Raw genomic sequence first — 15,992 nt, 5'->3', positions numbered from 1 at the left:
CGGGCTCAGCCCGCTCAGCCGCCGGCGAAGGGCGGCAGGACGTCCACCACGTCGCCGGCTGCCAGGACGGTGGTCCGGTCCCGGACGGCGACCTCGTTCAGCAGGAAGCTGCTGCGGGCCAGGATCCTGTCCAGCGGCGGCGTTCCGGCCGGAGGCTCAGGGCGTTCGACGTCGAGCACAGCGGCAAGGAGCGACTCCACCGTGGAACCGGCGGGAAGTTCGAAGCGCTCTTCCTCCACGCCTGCCGCGGAGCGTGCGGCAGCGAAGTATCGTACGTTCAAGGATCAGCCTCCGATGGCGCTCATGCTGCGGTCCGGCTGGACGAAGTCCGGGGCGTCGAGTCCCACGTGGTCCATGCCGTGGGCTTTGGGCTTCAGCCACATGGCATCCTGCCAGCGTTCGGCGAGCTGCTCGTCGCTGGCGCCTTGCCTCAGCAGGCCGAGCAGGTCGAATTCCTCGCGGGAGAAGAGGCAGCTCATGATCTTGCCCTCGGCGGTGATCCGGGTCCGCCGGCAGTCGGAACAGAACGGCTCGGTGACCGAGGCGATGATCCCCACGGTGCCCAGCACCGGACCGAGCGAATCGGAACCGAGTGAATCGGAACGGGGCGAATCAGCGGAACCGGCAGTCCGGCGTCGTACTTCAAAGCGTTCCGCCGGTGCGCCGTCGCGGGCGCGCGGATCCGGGCTCAGCACGAAGTCCGCGGAGAGGAGTTCGCGGATCTCGGCCGCGGTGATCATGTTCCGGCGGGTCCAGCCGTGGTCGGCGTCCAGCGGCATCTGCTCGATGAAGCGCAGTTCGTAGCCGCGCTCCAGCGCCCAGGCGAGCAGGGACGGCGACTCGGTGTCGTTGATGCCGCGCATCAGCACGGCGTTGAGCTTCACAGGACCCAGGCCTGCGGCCCAGGCGGCATCCACCCCGGCGAGCACCCGGTCCAGGAACGGACGCCGGGTGAGTTTGGCGAAGGTTTCCTCGTGCAGCGAGTCCAGGGAGACGTTGATGCGGGTCAGGCCGGCGGCTTTGAGTGCCGCGGCCTTCCGGTCCAGCCCGACGCCGTTCGTGGTCATGGAAATGGGGAGATCGGGGTGTGCCTGGCGCAGGGCGGCAATGATGTCGACGAGGTCGGCACGGACCAGGGGCTCACCGCCGGTCAGGCGCAGTTCGCGCACACCCAGCCGGTCGACGCCGATGCCCACGATCCGTACGATTTCCTCGCCGGTCATGACTGCCTGCTTGGACAGCCACTCCAGGCCCTCGGCCGGCATGCAGTACGTACACCGCAGGTTGCATTTGTCCGTCAGCGAAAGGCGCATATCCGTGGCCCTGCGGCCGTAACGGTCGGCGAGGCCGGCGGGAGCCTCAGCCGGGCGGCGGGCGGGGATCCCGGCCGCGGGCGCAACCGGAAGGGGCTGTGACCCCGAAGCGGGTGCGCCTCCCTCACGGAGCTGCGGTAAGCCAAGCTGAACACTCATTACTTCAGGCTACGCCACGATGGGGCACGGATCACACCCGGCCCGTCCCGTGACTGCGCCGGGGCCCACGGGCCCGCGGCCGCGGGAGCCGCGGTGGGGGCGGGGACGGTGCCGGAAAGCACTGCTGAACCTATGCTTGAAGGGTGAACGGGTCCCAGGAGCCAGGCCGGCACCGGCGCCGGTGGGCGGCGGCCGCAGGCGTGGTGGCAGCCGGCGCCGGACTCGTCGCGAGTGAACTCATCGCCGGCTTTGTCAGTCCTTCGCTGTCAACAGTGAGCGCCCTTGGCGGCGCCGTCATCGATGCTGTCCCGCCCGGGGTCAAGGAGTGGGCTGTTTCCCTCTTCGGCACGGCGGACAAGCTGGCGCTGCTGGCCGGCATGGCGCTGGCAATCGCCGTTTTCGCCGCCGCGGCAGGCGTCCTCGAGCTGCGCCGGCGCTTTGCGGGTGCCGCTGTCTTTGCCGTCTTCGGCGTCGTGGGCCTGGCCGCCGTCCTGACCCGCCCCCAGGTAACCGCAGCCGCCGTCGTTCTTCCGCTCCTCGCGGCCGGGATCGGAATCGCCGTGCTGCTCAAGCTGGTCCGGCGCCTGGCTGCCGCGGACTTTGGCGGTGATGCCGGCCCGGGACCGGCCAGGCGGGGCTTCTTCCAGCTGCTGGGCGGCACCGCCGCCGGAGTCCTGGTGGGCGGCGCCATCGTCACCGTTTGGAGGGGCGGGGCCGCCGGCGTCAATGAGGTCCGCCGGACCCTGCGGCTGCCCGTGCCGAAATCACCGGCGCCGCCCATTCCGGCCGGTGCCGACATCGGACTGGCCGGGGTGGCGCCGCTGGTCACACCCAGCAGCGACTTCTACCGCATCGACACCGCCCTCTCCGTCCCTGTGCTTGATTCCCGCGAGTGGAGGCTCAAAGTCACCGGTCTGGTGGAACGGGAAACCGAGCTCACGTTCGAGGACCTGCTGGCGAAACCCCTGATTGAACGGCACGTGACCATCGCCTGTGTGTCCAACGAGGTGGGCGGCGACCTGATTGGCAACGCCCGCTGGCTGGGTTGGCCGGTGCGGGAGCTGCTGGCGATGGCCGGGCCCAAGCCGGAGGCGGACATGGTGCTGTCGCGGAGTTCGGACGGCTTTACGGCCAGCACCCCGCTCGAGGCACTCACCGACCGCCGCGATGCGCTGCTCGCCGTGGGCATGAACGGTGATCCGCTTCCGCTCGAGCATGGCTTTCCCGTGCGGATGATCGTGCCCGGGCTGTACGGGTATGTCTCGGCGACCAAGTGGCTCACCGAACTGAAGGTCACCAGGTTCGCCGACGACGTGGCCTACTGGACCCCGCGCGGCTGGTCCGAGCGGGGGCCCATCAAGATCTCGTCGCGGATCGACGTGCCCCGTGACGGAGCCTCGGTGCCGGCCGGGAACGTGGTGTTTGGCGGCGTGGCCTGGGAGCAGCACACCGGAATCGGCAAGGTCGAGCTGCGCGTGGACCGGGGGAACTGGCAGCAGGCCAACCTGGCTCCGGGCATTTCGGTGGACACGTGGTACCAGTGGCAGCTCGGCGTTGACCTGCAGCCGGGACAGCACGAGATCCAGGTGCGCGCCACGGACCTCAAAGGCATGGCACAGACGGAGGAGCAGCGCTCAGTGGCGCCGGACGGTGCCACCGGCTTCCACACCATTAGAGTGGACGTGAAAACGTAGCCCACCAAAGGCCGGACCATGCACAGCCCCCAGGAGCACAGCACCCATCAGCGCAGCCAGCACGATGAGGGCAAGCACCACCACGGCGAACACCGGAGCGTCGCGGATCACCGGCAGGCGGTCAGGGAGCTCCTCGAACCGCTGTTGTCCCCGGAGCGGACCGAAAAGCTTCCGCTGGTCCAGGCGCTGGGCCGCGGGCTCGCCGAGGACGTCACCGCTCCGTTGAGCCTGCCGCCGTTTCCGAACTCCCAAATGGATGGCTTTGCCATCCGCTCCACCGACGTGCCCGACGGCGGCGCGAACCTGCGCGTGGCGGCTCCGGTTCCGGCGGGCGCACAGCCCGCACCCCTGCAGCCCGGCACCGCTGTCCCCATCATGACCGGTGCCATGGTGCCCGACGGGGCGGACGCCGTCGTTCCCGTTGAACAGGCTGTCCCCTCCCTCTTTCCGGCCCCGGGGGAAGAAGCTGAGGTGAGGCTGCCGGCCACGGCTGCCGGCACGTTCATCCGCGCCGCCGGAAGCGACATCGGGGCCGGCCGGCAGGCCCTCGCGGCCGGCACCTGCCTGGGGCCGGCACAGCTGGGCCTGCTCGCAGCGCTCGGGTTGCCGGACGTCCTGGTCCACAAGCAGCTTTCGGTCCTGCTGGTCACGACCGGCGATGAAGTGGTGGAACCCGGGAAGCCGCTGGGTGGCGGCAAGATCTACGACGCTAACGGCACCCTCCTGGAGTCCTCCCTCCGGCAGGCGGGACTTGCCGTGACCAGGGCAGGGATTTCCGCCGACAACCCGGAAGATCTGCGGACGCTGCTGCGAACCCACACGTCCGCAGTGGACCTGATCGTCACCACGGGGGGAGTGAGCAAGGGCGCGTACGAGGTGGTGCGGCAGGCCATGGACGGCCAGGAGGTCGCGTTCCAGCACGTCGCCATGCAGCCCGGCGGGCCCCAGGGGCTGGGAACGTTCGACGGCGTCCCCCTCCTTGCGTTTCCGGGGAACCCCGTCAGCTGCCTCGTCTCCTTTGAAATGTTCCTCCGTCCGGTGCTGGGCGAACTGTTCGGGGCGCCCGCGCCCCGGCCCGCGGTCCGTGCCCGGCTGGCCCAGTCCCTGACCTCTCCGGCCGGCAAGCACCAGGTCCGGCGCGGGTCCTTCCAGGCTGATGGCACTGTCCGGCTGCAGGGCGGCGAAAGTTCGCACCTGGTCCAGGCGCTGGCCCACTCGAACGCCCTGGTGCACGTGCCCGCTGGCACCGCTGCTCTCGACGAGGGCGCCGAGGTGGAAGTATGGATGTTGTGACTGCAGAAAATGACAACCGCGCCCTGACCCACCTGCGCCGCGATGGCACGGCCCAGATGGTGGACGTGTCAGGAAAACCGGAAACCACCCGCGAGGCCACCGCCACGGCGACGGTGCGCAGCACCGCCGAGGTCCTGGCGCTGCTGGGCACCGGCGGCCTGCCCAAGGGAGACGCCCTGGCCGTGGCCCGTGTTGCCGGGATCATGGCCGCCAAGAAAACGCCTGAGCTGATCCCGCTGTGCCATCCGCTCCCCATTTCGAAGGTGACCGTCGACTTCGAACTTGGCCCCGAGGCCGTGGACATCCTGGCCACGGTCAAGACCCGCGGTGTGACCGGCGTCGAAATGGAGGCCCTGACGGCCGCTTCCGTGGCGGCGCTGAGCGTATATGACATGATCAAGGCCGTGGACAAGCACGCCATCCTTACAGACATCAAGGTCCTGGCCAAGAGCGGCGGCAAGAGCGGGGACTGGGCACTGTGAGCACTGCTGATTCCAAGACCCCCGCTTCGATGTCGACTGACCCCGGAGCCGGCGGCGCGCACGTCCACGGCGAGGTGCAGGGCCGCAAGGCAGGCGTCGTGATTGCCTCTACACGCGCTGCCTCCGGCGTCTATCAGGACGAGACCGGTCCGGTCATCACCGACTGGCTCACCGAACACGGCTTCGTGCCGTATCCGGTGATGGTGGTGCCCGATGGTGAGCCGGTGGGCGCGGCGATCCGCGCGCTCCTGACCCAGGATCCCGCCGTCGTCATCACCAGCGGGGGCACCGGACTGAGCCCGGACGACCGTACGCCGGAAATGACGCTGCCGCTGCTGGACCGCGAGATCCCCGGCATCATGGAGGGTATCCGCCAGTTCGGAACGGCGAAGACGCCGCATGCCATGCTGAGCCGCGGACATGCCGGTTCGGCCGGCCGGACGTTCATCATCAACCTGCCCGGATCACCCAAGGGGGTCATGGACGGCCTGTCCGTCCTGGACCCGGTGATCGGGCACCTGTGCGACCAGTTGGAGGGCGGACATGGCCACTGAGGCATCGTTCGAAGTAGTAACCGCGGTGCTCAGCACCGAACCCATCTCCGTGGACAAGGCCATCGCCGCCGTGGAGTCGGAGACCGCAGGGGCTGTGGTCAGCTTCAGCGGCGTGGTCCGGAACCACGACGGCGGCAAGCCGGTGGACCGGCTCAGCTACAGCGCCCATCCCACGGCCCGGAAGGTGCTGGACGACGTCGTGGCGCAGCTGATTGCCGAACAGGCCGAGGCGGCCGGAGCCGACGGGTCCGCTGATGGCGCCGCGGCTCCGCCCGTCCGGATCTGGGTCGCGCACCGGGTGGGTCCGCTGGAAATCGGCGACCCTGCCCTCGTCTGCGCGGTATCGGCCGCACACCGCGGGCAGGCCTTCGCCGTGTGCTCGGAGCTCGTGGACCGGGTCAAGGCGCAGGTGCCGATCTGGAAGGAACAGTTCTTCAGCGACGGCACGGTCGAATGGGTCGGGGCCGGGGAATAAGGAACGTCAGCGCCGGGGAATAGGGGACGTCAGCGCCCGGGAATAGGGGACCAGCAGCACCGCGGACTATGGGCAGGCGATACCGCGTCCCGGCGTGAGGTAACGCATGCGCTCCGGTTCCGTCCGCCAGCCACCCGAACGGTAGTGTTGAATCCATGACCCAACAACTTCCTGTCGCCGTTCTGGGCGCAAACGGGCGCATGGGCGCCGAGGCCGTCAAAGCTGTGGAGGCCGCACCCGACATGAAGCTCGTCGCCGCGCTGGGACGCGGTGACTCCCTCGATTCCCTGCTCGAATCGGGTGCCCGGTACGTCGTGGACCTCACCGTTCCGGAGAGCACCGAGGAGAACGTGCGCTTCGCCGTCGAAAACGGCATGCACGCCGTGGTTGGCACCACTGGCTGGGACCTGGGCAGGCTGGAGTCGCTGGAGACCCTGCTGGCCGGCCACCCTGAAGTCGGTGTGCTGATTGCACCCAACTTCGCCCTCGGCTCCGTGCTCACGTCTGCATTTGCCGCGAAGGCATCCAAGTACTTCGAATCCGTGGAGATCATCGAGCTCCACCACCCGGACAAGGTGGACGCGCCGTCGGGTACCGCCGTGCGCACCGCCCAGCTGGTGGCTGCCGAACGCGAGGCGGCCGGCATCGGCCCCAGCCCCGACGCCACCACCACAGAACTGGCCGGCGCCCGCGGCTGTGAGGTGGACGGCGTGCGCGTGCACAGCGTCCGGCTCCGCGGGCTCGTGGCGCATCAGGAAGTCCTGCTCGGCGGCCCGGGGGAGCAGTTGACGCTCCGTCACGATTCCTTCGACCGGGCTTCGTTCATGCCCGGTGTGCTCCTGGGCGTGCGGAACGTCGCAGCGCACCCGGGGCTCACCGTCGGCCTGGACGGCTACCTGGACCTGGGGCTGTAACGCCGTGAAACCGCTCTTTGGCTGGCTGAGGACTAACCGCACCAAGATCTGGGTGGGCGCGGTTACGCTCCTGCTGGTCTTCTACCTCGTGGTGTCCTTCCAGCGCTCCGTCCTGCTGCTGACGGACGCCGAGCCGGTGGCCAAGGCCATCGGCGCGGCGTACCTCGTTCTGCCGATGATCGGCGCCTGGGCGATGATCCGGGAACTCCTCTTCGGCGCCCGGACCGAACAAATGGCCCGGGTTCTTGAGGCCGAAGGCGGCCTGCCGGAGGACAATCTGCCGCGCACCCCCGCCGGCCGGATTATCCGGGCTGCCGCGGACCAGGAGTTTGAGAAGTACCGGGCCGAAACCGAAGCCGCGCCGGAGGACTGGCGGTCCTGGTTCCGGCTCAGCTGCGCCTACGACGCCTCGGGTGACCGGAAGCGGGCACGTTCCTCCATGCGCGATGCGGTGCGGCTCTTCCGCGCCTCCGGCGACGCTGTGGCCCGCTAAGACGCTGTGCCTGCTAAAAGGGCTCGCAGCCACCGGGCTGGCGCCGACCAGCGAGGTAAGCAGTCCGCCTGGGCGGGCGCGGCCGGTTAGCGGACTTTTGCCGGCTGGTGCCGGCCCACCTGGTTGGCGGCGTGCCCGAGCCACTCCAGCGGACCTCGCCATTTCAGGATTACAAAGATCATCCCGATCACCACGGCCAGCGCCGCGTGCGCGAAGTACATCCCGTCCTCGGTCCACCCTACGGGCAACGGCTTGAGGTGGAATGACGCCACAACGCACACGTGGGCTGTGTACAGCGTCAGCGTCATGGCGCCCGGTCCGCGCAGCGGAAGCAGCAGGTCCAGAGCCAGCCACTGCCCCAGCCTGCCCACCAGAAGGCAAAGCCCGACGACGGCGGCCGCCACGCCGCTGGTATGCAGCAGATCCAGTGTGGTTCCGGAATGGGGCGCACTGCTGGCCAGCCACCACCACGATCCCTCCTGCCGGACGCCGGCCAGATTGACCTGCAGGAGGCTGTCCAGTGGATAGTTGGGGTCCGTCAGGATGTCCTGCAGCGCGGCGCGGCCACCCCACTGCTCCATGGCCGCCGTGCCCAGGACCTTGGAAAATGCGGCCACCACAGTGCCGCCGAGCAGCAGCAAGACGGGAACAAACGCCGTGGTCAGCGCGAGTCTGCCAATGATGAGGCCCACCAGCAGATACGAAATCCACTGGAACACCGGGTAGTAGCCGGTCAGGAACAGGTCGCCGAGCAACTGGCCCGGGGTGGTGATGTCCTCCCACCCTGGATTGTGGTTGAGCTGCAGCGGGGGATCTGCGGCCATGAGCCACGGCCGCAGCAGGAACGCAATGACCGGGGAAAGCAGGAGCCAGCCTGCTGCCCACGCGCACAGGGCCTTCAGCCGCAGGCCTATGAACGGCAGGATGCACAGGAACAGCACGGCGTAATGCACCAGGATCACCGCGATGTTGACGTCAAGACCGCCGAGCGCGAGCCCGACGACGACGATCACCAGGGCGCGCATTGCGATGCCCCGCCGTGCCGCCGTCAGCGCAGGTCCGTAAAGCGGCTGCTGCTTGCCGGTGGACAGGGCGAGACCGATTCCCGCGAGCACGGCAAACAGGGCAGCGGCGCGGCCGGAGAACGTCAGGCCCACCCAGGTCGGGGTCAGCGCGGCATTGGGCTCGAAGGTCGGGAGCAGGTGGGTGGCCATCATGCCCAGGAGGGCCAGGCCGCGGGCAGCGTCGACGCCCGCCAGTCGGACGCCTGTAGCCGGCCCCTTCGCTGTCTTGGAAGATGCAGCCGTGCTCCGCGAGGTCATGGTGTGATCGTCTCATATCAGCCATGGCGCACTGATTTTCGTGAACCTCTGTCTCCGGGCCCCTGGCCACGGCCGCCCGAGTAATGAAGCAAAAACACGCCGTTGCCGAACGGCCGTGTCCGCTCGAGCTCGGGGCTCATCCCGATACCCAGGGTCTTCGATCAGCGGCCGGGCCCGCCTCAGGAACACGTGATGGTGCGCTTTGTCGTACCCCTCATTCAGGATGAGTCCGGGCCATTCAGGATGACTCCGGGCTGACCTTGTATTCGAATATATGTTCGAATAGTATTGCGGGCATGAAGAAGTCATCGGGGAGTTCGCCGGGCCGCCAGCTGGAAGGGCTGACCCAGGCAACCAGGGCTGATCCGCGCGGGACTGGTGGGCGCAGGTCTGACTTGCATGGGACGCATCCGCCCAGGTCCGACCCGCCAAAAGGTGATCCTTTGAAGGCGATGAGCCCAGGCGTGGTGGACTTCCTTTTCCGGCAGCTCGTGGCGGGGGAGCCTGCCGAGGATGTCCAGTGGGTCCGGGAAGGCGTTACCCTCTCCGACCAGGCTCCCGGGGCCGAGCTTGCCCGCAGGCTGTCCGAAACGGACGTCGATGCGCTAACGCCCACTGAACTTTTCCATTACGTCCGCGCCGCTCAGCGCCTCGCGCTGTGGGCCGAATCGTTGCGGGAGGCTGCGGTAAAGCGCTACTGCTCGGGAGCAGACCCCGCCTAGGATGGGCTCGTGACCGCACCGCTGACCGTTTCCGCCGTCCAGTACGAGGCCCTGGGCGGCGGCATCGACGCCAATGTGCCTGAGCATGTGCGCCTCATCGAGGACGCCGACTCCCACGGTGCCAGGCTGGTGGTGTTCCCGGAGCTCTCACTCACGGGGTACGACCTGCGGTTGCTTCGTCACGGGAATCAGCGGGGTCGTGATCAGCGGGGTGGGGACCAGCGCGGTGGGGACCAGTGGGTGACGGCCGGGGACCATCGCTTGGACCCCATCCGGGAAATCTGCCGCAGGACCGGGATCACTGCCGTCGTCGGGGCGCCCTTCCGGGAACGGGACGGCACGCCGCGGCTCGCATCCCTCGCCGTCCACCCCAATGGCATGGAAGAGGCCGGCTTCAAGGCGCACCTTCACGGCGACGAGCAGTCACTGTTCGAAGCAGGGCCAGGCTACCAAGCACGCCAGGAGCCGCTCCTGCTGGACGTTGACGGCTGGAAGATCGCACTGGCCATCTGTTTCGACGCCGCGCATCCGGCGCACTCCGGTGCTGCTGCCGCCGCCGGGGCCGATGTGTATGCCGTCTCGGCGCTCTATACGCAGGAGGAGGGCCACCGGCTGGGGCTGCACCTCGGGGCGCGGGCCATGGACAACCGCATGTACGGCGTCCTTGCCAACCTGGGTGGCCGCACGACGTTGGGCCCGTCCTGCGGCCTGAGCGGTTTCTGGGGCCCGGACGGGCTGTCGATGCAGAACGCGGGCGGTACCGGAACGGAAGTGGTCACCGCTGTGCTCCGGCGGGGGTCCCTGGAACGGTACAGGTAGGCAGACCGCTACAGACAGCCGGTGCTGTATCGCTGCTACCGTGCGCGGGCCAGCGTGCGCGCCGGAATTTGACGATCATCACGCGGCGGCCATTGTCCTAACCTGCACGTGACAAGGTAACGTTTTTCCCATGGCTGACACTTCCGCGAACATTCCTGCCCTGGGCACCCTCCTGACCGCAATGGTCACCCCGTTCACCACTGACGGCAAGGTCGATTACCAGCAGGCCGCGGAACTGGCCAGCAAGCTCGTTGACGACGGCTGCGACGGCCTCGTTGTCACGGGAACCACTGGCGAGACGTCCACCCTCACCGACGAGGAAAACCTCGGAATGTTCCGCGCCGTAATGGAAGCTGTCGGCGGGCGTGCCGCCATCATCGCCGGCACCGGCACCAACGACACCGCACACTCCGTGCACCTGTCGCAGGAAGCCGCAAAGCTGGGGGTCGATGGCTTGCTGATCGTCACCCCCTACTACAACAAGCCCAGCCAGGCCGGCGTCCGCGCGCACTTTGAGACTGTCGCCTCCGCCACGGACCTGCCCGTCATGCTCTACGACATCCCCGGACGGTCCTCCATCGAGATCGCCCCGGACACCATGATCCGCCTGGCCCAGCACCCGAACATCGTGGCCGTCAAGGACGCCAAGGCCGACTTCGCAGCGGCCACCCGCGTTCTGGCCGAGACCGATCTGGCCTTCTATTCCGGCGATGACGGCCTGACCCTGCAGTGGATGGCCCTGGGCGCCGTGGGCCTCGTGGGCGTGACCACGCACGTCGTGACCCGCCGCTTCCGGGAGCTCATCGACGCGGTCAACGCTAACGACCTCGGGACGGCCCGCAAGATCAACTTCGAGCTTGAGCCGGTAGTGCGCGCAACCATGACCCGTGTCCAGGGTGCCGTTGCAGCCAAGCAAATTCTTAAATGGCAGGGAGTCCTGCCCAACTCGATTGTCCGCTTGCCCCTCGTGGAGCCGGACGAAGCCGAGATCGAAACCATCCGCGAGGACTTGGCGGAAGGAGGGCTGGTCTTTTCCTGACGGACTGAGACCGGCACTCTTCCGTCTGGAAAGAAGTGCATTATGACCCAAGTAGCCCTCACCGGCCTCGTTACGCCTCCCCGCCTTCCTCAGGGCACCCTGCGGATTGTCCCGCTGGGCGGGCTGGGCGAAATCGGCCGGAACATGGCTGTGTTCGAAATCGACGGCAAGCTGCTGGTTGTCGACTGCGGCGTCCTCTTCCCCGAGGAAACCCAGCCCGGCGTTGACCTGATCCTGCCCGATTTCTCCTACATCGAGGACCGCATCGACGACATCGTCGCCGTGGTCCTCACGCACGGCCACGAGGACCACATCGGAGCCGTTCCGTACCTGCTGCGGCTCCGCAACGACATCCCGCTCGTTGGCTCCCAGCTGACGCTGGCACTCGTTGAGGCCAAGCTGCAGGAACACAGGATCAGGCCCTACACGCTGTCCGTCACTGAGGGACAGGTGGAGCAGTTCGGCCCGTTCCAGTGCGAGTTCGTGGCGGTCAACCACTCCATCCCGGACGCCCTGGCCGTCTTCATCCGCACAGCCGGCGGCACGGTGCTGCACACGGGCGACTTCAAGATGGACCAGCTGCCCCTCGACGGCCGCATCACCGATCTCCGGCACTTCGCCAAGCTGGGCGAAGAAGGCGTGGACCTGTTCATGTCCGACTCCACCAACGCCGACGTCCCGGGATTCACCACCGCGGAAAAGGAGATCGGCCCAACTTTGGACCGGCTCTTCGCACAGGCCTCCAAGCGCATCATTGTGGCCTCGTTCTCCTCGCACGTTCACCGCGTGCAGCAGGTCCTGGACGCGGCAGCCAAGCACGGCCGCAACGTCGCCTTCGTGGGACGCTCCATGGTGCGGAACATGGCCATCGCGGCCAAACTCGGCTACCTGCACGTGCCGGACGGCATCCTGGTGGACCTGAAGAACATCGACACGCTGCCGGACAACAGGGTGGTACTGATGTCCACCGGCTCGCAGGGCGAGCCCATGGCGGCGCTGTCACGCATGGCCAACGGCGACCACCGCGTGGTGGTGGGGGAGGGCGACACCGTCATCCTGGCCTCCAGCCTCATTCCCGGGAACGAGAACGCCGTCTTCCGCATCATCAACGGCCTGCTGAAGCTTGGCGCCGACGTGATCCACAAGGGCAACGCCAAGGTCCATGTGTCCGGCCATGCCGCGGCGGGGGAACTGCTGTACTGCTACAACATCCTCGAGCCACTCAACGCCATGCCGGTGCACGGCGAGACGCGCCACCTCATCGCCAACGGCAAGATCGCCGAGGAGTCGGGCGTTCCGGCGGCCAGCATCCTGCTGGCGGACAACGGCACGGTGATCGACCTGCGGGACCACCAGGCCGACATCGTGGGCCAGGTCGAGGTCGGCTTCGTCTACGTGGACGGCTCCAGTGTCGGCGAAATCACCGACGCTGACCTCAAGGACCGCCGCGTCCTGGGCGACGAAGGCTTCATCTCCATCATCACGGTCATCAACCGGGCCACCGGCAAGGTTGTCTCCGGGCCGGAGATCCACGCCCGCGGCGTTGCCGAGGACGACTCGGTCTTCGACGACATCATCCCCAAGATCAACGCCGCGCTGGAGGAGGCTGTGCTCAGCAACGCCGACCACACCAACCACCAGCTGCAGCAGATCGTCCGGCGGGTTATCGGCACGTGGGTCAACCGCAAGCTGCGCCGGCGCCCCATGATCATCCCGGTAGTCCTGGAGGCCTAACTGACGGTGCACGGGGGCTGAACACAGCCCCCGTGGGCCCGGAAATCCGCGGTTTCCCGGCTGACGTGGAGTACCGTGGCACATATGGCCACTCGTACTTCCCCCGCGCCAAAACGTACTCCCAGCAGTAAATCGGGCGCATCCGCAGGCCGCAGCGGTTCCTCGGCAGCCAAATCCGGCCGGGCCGGATCGTCCGGCGGCAGCGCCCGCACGCGCCGGCTTCCCGCCGTCGAACACCGGCAGCCCTGGCTGCTGCGGGTGGCCGGCGGGGCCTGGCAGGCCATCGGCCACCTGGTCGGCGGGGGAGTGCGCCGCATCGGCCAGGACGTCAGCGACCTCGCACCCGAAGACCGCCGTGACGGGGCCGCCCTGTTCAACCTGGCCCTGGCGGTCTTCATCGCCACCTTCGCCTGGTGGGGTTTCCGCGGCTGGTTCCCGGACGCCGTCTACGCCGTGGTCAACGGCACTTTCGGCTGGATGTCGCTCGTCCTGCCGCTCATGCTCTTCGTCTGCGCGTGCAGGCTATTCCGGCAGCCCGTGGACGGCCGCGGAAACAACCGGGTGGGAATCGGCTTCCTCATCATGACATTCGCCGGCTGCGGCATCGCGCACATCGTGGGCGGCCAGCCGACCGTCAGCGAAGGCTTCGACGGGCTGCGGCAGGCCGGCGGCATGCTGGGATTCCTGGCCGCCTCCCCGCTGGCCGCCATCCACCCCGCCGTGCCGGTGGTCCTGTACGGGCTACTGGCCTTCGTGTCCGTGCTCATCGTCACGGCCACGCCGTTCGGAGCGATTCCGCGCCGGCTGCGCGGCGCCTACGAGCACCTCATGGGCATCGACCTCCAGGAGAACGACGGCGACGCCCACGACCGCAGCTACCTGTACGAGAACACCCCTCCCGCACCGAAGAAGAAGCGCAAGCGGCTCTTTGGCAAGGACGGGGAAGCCGATCCCCGGCTGGAAGGCTACGTCGGGGACGAGGCCTTTGAGCACGCCGTAATCGACGACGACGACCCGTCACCGGAGGCCGGCAAGGGGGCACCCGCCGTGGCCCCCGGAGTCCGGCGCCCCACGCAGGCGGAGATCGCCGTCGAGAAGATCAAGGCAGCCCAGGGGCTCGGCGCCAAGGGCGCCGACACCGAGAACGCCACCGAAGCCATTCCGCTTGTGGTCCCGGGCACGGCCGGCTCGGCGAACGCACCCGTGGCAACTCCGGGCGCTGCCGTCCAAGTGCCGTCCAAGCCTGTGGCGCCTGCGCCGCTGCCCACGCCCATTCCGCAGCGCACCGAGCAGCTGTCCCTCGCGGGCGACGTCACGTACACGCTGCCCTCGTCCGACGTGCTGACGCCCGGATCCGTCCCCAAGGAACGCACGGAAGCGAACGACGCCGTCGTGGCCGCCCTGACGGACACGCTGCAGCAGTTCAACGTGGATGCCTCCGTGACCGGCTTCAGCCGCGGGCCGACCGTGACCCGCTACGAGATCGAACTGGCGCCCGGCACCAAGGTGGAGCGGGTCACCGCGCTCTCAAAAAACATCTCGTACGCCGTCGCCTCGAGCGACGTCCGCATCCTCAGCCCCATCCCCGGCAAATCCGCCATCGGCATTGAGATCCCCAACACGGACCGTGAGACGGTGTCGCTGGGCGACGTCCTGCGCAGCCAGAACGCCCGCCGCACGGACCACCCCATGGTCATGGGAGTCGGCAAGGACGTCGAGGGTGGCTACGTCGTGGCCAACCTGGCGAAAATGCCGCACCTCCTGGTGGCCGGTGCCACCGGTGCCGGTAAGTCCTCGTTCGTGAACTCCATGATCACGTCCCTGCTGATGCGCGCCACCCCCGACGAGGTCCGCATGGTCATGGTGGACCCCAAGCGGGTGGAACTTACCGCCTACGAAGGCGTGCCCCACCTCATCACCCCCATCATCACCAACCCCAAGAAGGCGGCCGAGGCGCTCCAGTGGGTGGTCCGCGAAATGGACGCCCGCTATGACGACCTCGCCAACTACGGCTTCAAGCACGTCGACGACTTCAACAAGGCAGTGCGCGCCGGCAAGGTCCAGCCGCCGGTGGACTCCAAACGCATCATCCGCCCCTACCCGTACCTCCTGGTGATCGTCGACGAGCTCGCCGACCTGATGATGGTGGCGCCGCGCGACGTCGAGGACTCCATCGTCCGCATCACGCAGCTGGCCCGCGCCGCCGGCATCCACCTCGTGCTCGCCACGCAGCGCCCCTCCGTTGACGTCGTCACCGGCCTGATCAAGGCGAACGTGCCGTCGCGCATGGCCTTCGCCACGTCGTCCGTGACAGATTCCCGCGTGGTCCTGGACCAGCCCGGCGCAGAGAAGCTGATCGGCCAGGGCGACGCCCTGTTCCTCCCGATGGGTGCCTCCAAGGCGATGCGCGTGCAGGGCGCCTGGGTCAGCGAATCCGAGATCCACAAGGTGGTTGAGCACGTCAAGGGCCAGCTCCAGGCCGTCTACCGTGACGACGTCGCACCCGAAGCGGAGAAGAAGCAGATCGACGACGACATCGGGGACGACCTCGAGGTGCTGCTGCAGGCCACGGAGCTGGTGGTCACCACCCAGTTCGGCTCGACCTCCATGCTGCAGCGCAAGCTCCGCGTCGGGTTCGCCAAGGCCGGCCGCCTCATGGACCTGCTCGAATCACGCGGCGTGGTTGGCCCGTCCGAAGGCTCCAAAGCCCGCGATGTACTGGTCAAGCCGGACGACCTCGCCGCCGTCCTGGCCGCAATGAAGGGGCAGGAGGCTCCGGCCACGCCTGATTCGCAGACCGCCGCGCTCAGCGACAACGCCAACGCGAACATCGCCCAGGGCGGCTACGCGGAGGACCTGGTTGCCGCCGACCTGGACAACCGCACCCAAAGCATCAACTATTACGACGGCGCCGACAGCTCCGGCGACGACGAGGACGGCTCCGAGGACGCCTGGTCCCTCACCGGCCGGTAGCCTAGA

The 15,992-nt window shown here is 68.0% G+C and carries 15 protein-coding genes; 12 read left to right on the top strand and 3 right to left on the bottom strand.

Annotated elements, in window-relative coordinates:
* Window positions 1-14 precede the first annotated feature (14 nt).
* Window positions 15-281, bottom strand: a complete 267-nt coding sequence (locus ABIE00_RS16290; protein ID WP_331573741.1) for a MoaD/ThiS family protein — start codon at window positions 279-281, stop codon at window positions 15-17.
* Between the two features lie 3 nt (window positions 282-284).
* The gene (moaA, locus tag ABIE00_RS16285; RefSeq protein WP_354261789.1) at window positions 285-1,472 is read right to left on the bottom strand and encodes a GTP 3',8-cyclase MoaA; all 1,188 of its coding nucleotides are present in this window, start codon (window positions 1,470-1,472) and stop codon (window positions 285-287) included.
* Between the two features lie 143 nt (window positions 1,473-1,615).
* Between moaA and ABIE00_RS16280 the strand changes: the two genes are divergently transcribed.
* From ABIE00_RS16280 to ABIE00_RS16250, 7 genes are all read left to right on the top strand, one after another.
* Window positions 1,616-3,166, top strand: coding sequence for a molybdopterin-dependent oxidoreductase (locus ABIE00_RS16280; RefSeq protein ID WP_354261788.1), 1,551 nt, complete (start codon window positions 1,616-1,618; stop codon window positions 3,164-3,166).
* An 18-nt stretch (window positions 3,167-3,184) separates the two neighbouring features.
* On the top strand, window positions 3,185-4,459 hold the full coding sequence (locus ABIE00_RS16275; protein WP_354261787.1) for a molybdopterin molybdotransferase MoeA: 1,275 nt from the start codon (window positions 3,185-3,187) through the stop codon (window positions 4,457-4,459).
* Window positions 4,447-4,941, top strand: a complete 495-nt coding sequence (gene moaC / locus ABIE00_RS16270; protein WP_354261786.1) for a cyclic pyranopterin monophosphate synthase MoaC — start codon at window positions 4,447-4,449, stop codon at window positions 4,939-4,941. The genes ABIE00_RS16275 and moaC overlap by 13 nt, the downstream gene beginning before the upstream one ends.
* 29 nt (window positions 4,942-4,970) lie before the next feature.
* Entirely contained in the window at window positions 4,971-5,495 is a 525-nt protein-coding gene (locus ABIE00_RS16265) for a MogA/MoaB family molybdenum cofactor biosynthesis protein (RefSeq protein WP_354263385.1), read from the top strand.
* Window positions 5,485-5,970 carry a molybdenum cofactor biosynthesis protein MoaE gene (locus tag ABIE00_RS16260; protein ID WP_354261785.1) on the top strand — a complete coding sequence of 162 codons (486 nt, stop codon included), beginning with the start codon at window positions 5,485-5,487 and terminating at the stop codon, window positions 5,968-5,970. The genes ABIE00_RS16265 and ABIE00_RS16260 overlap by 11 nt, the downstream gene beginning before the upstream one ends.
* Window positions 5,971-6,125: 155 nt before the next feature.
* Window positions 6,126-6,884: a 4-hydroxy-tetrahydrodipicolinate reductase gene (gene dapB / locus ABIE00_RS16255; protein ID WP_354261784.1), complete on the top strand. Its 759-nt coding sequence runs from the start codon at window positions 6,126-6,128 to the stop codon at window positions 6,882-6,884.
* A 4-nt stretch (window positions 6,885-6,888) separates the two neighbouring features.
* Window positions 6,889-7,377, top strand: a complete 489-nt coding sequence (locus ABIE00_RS16250) for a hypothetical protein (protein WP_354261783.1) — start codon at window positions 6,889-6,891, stop codon at window positions 7,375-7,377.
* A gap of 86 nt (window positions 7,378-7,463) precedes the next feature.
* On the opposite strand, the gene ABIE00_RS16245 is transcribed toward ABIE00_RS16250, so the two are convergent.
* Window positions 7,464-8,699 (bottom strand): heparan-alpha-glucosaminide N-acetyltransferase domain-containing protein, encoded by a 1,236-nt coding sequence (locus ABIE00_RS16245; RefSeq protein WP_354261782.1) that lies wholly within the window; start codon window positions 8,697-8,699, stop codon window positions 7,464-7,466.
* Window positions 8,700-9,151: 452 nt separating this feature from the next.
* On the opposite strand from ABIE00_RS16245, the gene ABIE00_RS16240 reads away from it, so the two are divergent.
* The 5 genes from ABIE00_RS16240 (at window position 9,152) to ABIE00_RS16220 (ending at window position 15,986) form a co-directional block, all read left to right on the top strand.
* Entirely contained in the window at window positions 9,152-9,421 is a 270-nt protein-coding gene (locus tag ABIE00_RS16240) for a hypothetical protein (protein WP_354263384.1), read from the top strand.
* 9 nt (window positions 9,422-9,430) lie between these two features.
* Entirely contained in the window at window positions 9,431-10,240 is an 810-nt protein-coding gene (locus tag ABIE00_RS16235) for a carbon-nitrogen hydrolase family protein (protein ID WP_354261781.1), read from the top strand.
* A 130-nt stretch (window positions 10,241-10,370) separates the two neighbouring features.
* A complete protein-coding gene (gene dapA / locus ABIE00_RS16230; protein ID WP_331573719.1) occupies window positions 10,371-11,279 on the top strand; it encodes a 4-hydroxy-tetrahydrodipicolinate synthase in 909 nt (302 codons plus the stop codon).
* Window positions 11,280-11,321: 42 nt separating this feature from the next.
* Complete coding sequence (locus ABIE00_RS16225; RefSeq protein ID WP_354261780.1) at window positions 11,322-13,013, top strand: ribonuclease J; 1,692 nt, start codon at window positions 11,322-11,324, stop codon at window positions 13,011-13,013.
* An 84-nt stretch (window positions 13,014-13,097) separates the two neighbouring features.
* On the top strand, window positions 13,098-15,986 hold the full coding sequence (locus ABIE00_RS16220; RefSeq protein ID WP_354261779.1) for a DNA translocase FtsK: 2,889 nt from the start codon (window positions 13,098-13,100) through the stop codon (window positions 15,984-15,986).
* The last annotated feature ends 6 nt before the right edge of the window (window positions 15,987-15,992 follow it).

The sequence above is a fragment of the Arthrobacter sp. OAP107 genome (genome assembly GCF_040546765.1).
Taxonomy (GTDB): domain Bacteria; phylum Actinomycetota; class Actinomycetes; order Actinomycetales; family Micrococcaceae; genus Arthrobacter.
This window is presented reverse-complemented; position numbering and strand designations above follow the sequence as displayed.